Raw genomic sequence first — 2592 nt, 5'->3', positions numbered from 1 at the left:
GCCTGCGCGACGACGAAATGAAAAGACCCGACGAAGCGTTTGGAAGTTTGAAGGGTGAAGTTAGAAGTTTGAAAACGGGAATCGCATTCTTTCACACTTCACCCTTCTTACTTCGAACTTCCGAACCTGTACTCCACTCCGGCAGTCGAGTCCGAGCGGTAGGCCACCGCAAGCGAAACGCCCCATACCTGTGGGGCCGTTTCGGCATGCAGTGGTTTTCGAGTTGTTGTTGTAGGAGAAGCTTCCCGCTTGTCATCGAACGAGACGGCAGGCCGGATGTCTCTCCCACAGTGTTGTGATGCAAAAACGCGATCGACGAAGCGTTTGAAAGTTTGAAGGGTGAAGTTAGAAGTTTGAAAACGGGAACCGCATTCTTTCACACTTCCCCCTTCTTACTTCAAACTTCCGAACGTGTACTCCGAATCGGCAGTCGATCGTGTGCGGTTGCTATTTCTTTTTCTTCCTCAAAGACTTCTTGATCTGTTTCCACACCGAACGGCCGTTTCGCCGGTCGAGCCGAACAAGCTGGTGCTGTCGGGTGTCGAATGTGGTGATCCCGCCTTTGGGCCGTTTGGCATAAACGAATGGCAAGCAAACGGCGACCACCTTAAATGGCTGGCCCGCCTCGTCTGGCATGTATCGGATGCGAACGGGATCCTCCACCGGCAACGAAGCGGCCGAGCAGCTCCATAAGAATGAAGGCAGCTCGACGATTTCGTTGAGGACGGAGACGTAGTCCCCTGGCTTAATGTCTTCTCCCGCGATCCGTGCCGCCACGGTCGTGCAGGATGGAGTGTCCGTTGTAGCTTTCATGGTTTTCACATTTGCTGCTGAGAGATTGTGTGTTTTGTTGGTGCAAGGAATCTTCGTGCGACGAGCGATTACTCGACGCCTGTCGGCGAAATCACGAAGAAATTGACTTGCACACGCACGGTATTTCTCTCTGGAAGCAATGTAAAAACGGCATTTCGGAAGTTTGAAGGGTGAAGTTCGAAGTTTGAAACCGGGAACTGCAATCCTTCACACTTCACCCTTCTCACTTCAAACTTCTTGCCGTGTACTCCGAATCGGCAGTCAGTCGTGTATGGTAGGCGACGAAGGGTTGACTCAGATCACTTGCGTGCAGGAATCGAACCTGCCGATCGTTTCAAAACGATCTCCGGGCTCACCGGACGCAATCGTTGGTGGATGGATTCCAAGTCGGCAGTCGCCAAAGGAAACTCGAAGAGTGGGATGAGAGTGGGGGCGAAAATGGCCCTGCCTCTTTCACCGTTTTCTCTTCGTGATTCAATCTTCATAAAGACGGATCGACGAAGGGACAGCTCAGATGGTCACATTTAGCAGATGTAATCCGAGCCTGCAGTCGATCTGTCAGAAACGCCGGTGGGAGTCGAACCCACTTCGACCGGGTTGCAACCGGTTGCCTGGCCATCTGGCTCCAGCGTTAGGATAGGGGTGAGTCTTGAGTTGTGAGTCCTGAGAATGCGAGAAATGAAAAATGCGGGATCATCGAAAATTACGAGCCTTTGAGTTGGCCGACCAGCTTGTAATGTCCGTCTACTCTGCAACCAGGACATTTCCAAAGGACGAAATATTCGGGCTGACATCGCAACTTCGCCGAGCTTTCATTTCTATCGCGTCAAACATTGTCGAAGGATGTGCACGCAACTCGGAAGCAGACTTCCTGCGTTTCCTTGACATGGCGTTCGGATCCATACGTGAGGTCGAGTATCAGCTAACAATCGCAAAACGTCTCGAATACACATCCACCGATGCGGCCGAAAAACTCGCGAGCCAGGCCGACGAAACGGCAATCGGAAGGGTGAAGTTCGAAGTTGATTCGTTGTCGTTCAAACTTCACCTTTCCAGAATCGAACGCTAGTCATGCTACCGCTCGTCATCATTTGTAAGTTGGATCGCGTCAACGGCAAGATCTGCCGCACCGCGTCCAAGATCGACAAGAATCGTCTCGTCGTTTGCTGCAGCTTCGATGCGCAACGTGCTGTTTTCCACTCGCAGGTCGTCCAGGTGGTTGGCTGCGTGGAAGTCATCTACCTGCCGAAACACATCGTCTCCGCTGCGGACCATGATCGAGCCGACGTCATCGAAGGTTGTCACAGATGCTCGCGCGACGTCGTCCGCACAGTGAACGCCCATCCGCGCGACGTCGTCCGCCGATCGAGCGAACAGCGAAAGGATTCCCGCCAGAACCGCACCTGCGCCGGTCGCTGCAACTGATGTTTCGTTGTGTTGGTCTCTCATTGATTTGCTCCCTCATCAAAGTGTCAAAAGCGTCCTCGCCAGGAATCGAACCTGGACTCTGGAAGTTTGAAGTGAGAAGTCCGAAGTGTGAACTGCACGGCTCAAACCAAATAGGCTGTCGGGTTAAAGCACCTCGCCAGGGAGTCGAACCCCGTCTAACGGTTCCGTAAACCGTCGTGCTATCCATCACACTCGCAAGGCATTTTACATGAAGAGCGATTTACCCGACCGTTCGTTCGCATTCGCAGAGAGAATTGTACGCCTTTGTCGCCATCTCGAATCCGACGGAATCGTTTCCGGGACTCTGATGAAACAAGTCCTCCGGGCAGG

General features: G+C 52.9%; 3 protein-coding genes and 2 tRNA genes. 1 reads left to right on the top strand and 4 read right to left on the bottom strand.

The window, feature by feature from the left end; genetic code table 11:
• Positions 1 to 447: 447 nt before the first annotated feature.
• Positions 448 to 813, bottom strand: a complete 366-nt coding sequence (locus tag H1B37_RS32575; RefSeq protein WP_182871445.1) for a hypothetical protein — start codon at positions 811 to 813, stop codon at positions 448 to 450.
• Between the two features lie 562 nt (positions 814 to 1375).
• A tRNA-Cys gene (locus H1B37_RS32570) sits at positions 1376 to 1446 on the bottom strand.
• 52 nt (positions 1447 to 1498) lie between these two features.
• Between H1B37_RS32570 and H1B37_RS32565 the strand changes: the two genes are divergently transcribed.
• On the top strand, positions 1499 to 1882 hold the full coding sequence (locus H1B37_RS32565; protein WP_182871444.1) for a four helix bundle protein: 384 nt from the start codon (positions 1499 to 1501) through the stop codon (positions 1880 to 1882).
• Positions 1883 to 1887: 5 nt separating this feature from the next.
• On the opposite strand, the gene H1B37_RS32560 is transcribed toward H1B37_RS32565, so the two are convergent.
• Together H1B37_RS32560 and H1B37_RS32555 are read right to left on the bottom strand one after the other, a co-directional pair.
• On the bottom strand, positions 1888 to 2262 hold the full coding sequence (locus tag H1B37_RS32560) for a hypothetical protein (protein ID WP_182871443.1): 375 nt from the start codon (positions 2260 to 2262) through the stop codon (positions 1888 to 1890).
• A gap of 129 nt (positions 2263 to 2391) precedes the next feature.
• Positions 2392 to 2463: transfer RNA gene (locus H1B37_RS32555), tRNA-Arg, on the bottom strand.
• Between the last annotated feature and the right edge of the window lie 129 nt (positions 2464 to 2592).

Source organism: Stieleria mannarensis, assembly GCF_014154935.1.
GTDB lineage: Bacteria > Planctomycetota > Planctomycetia > Pirellulales > Pirellulaceae > Stieleria > Stieleria mannarensis.
This window is presented reverse-complemented; position numbering and strand designations above follow the sequence as displayed.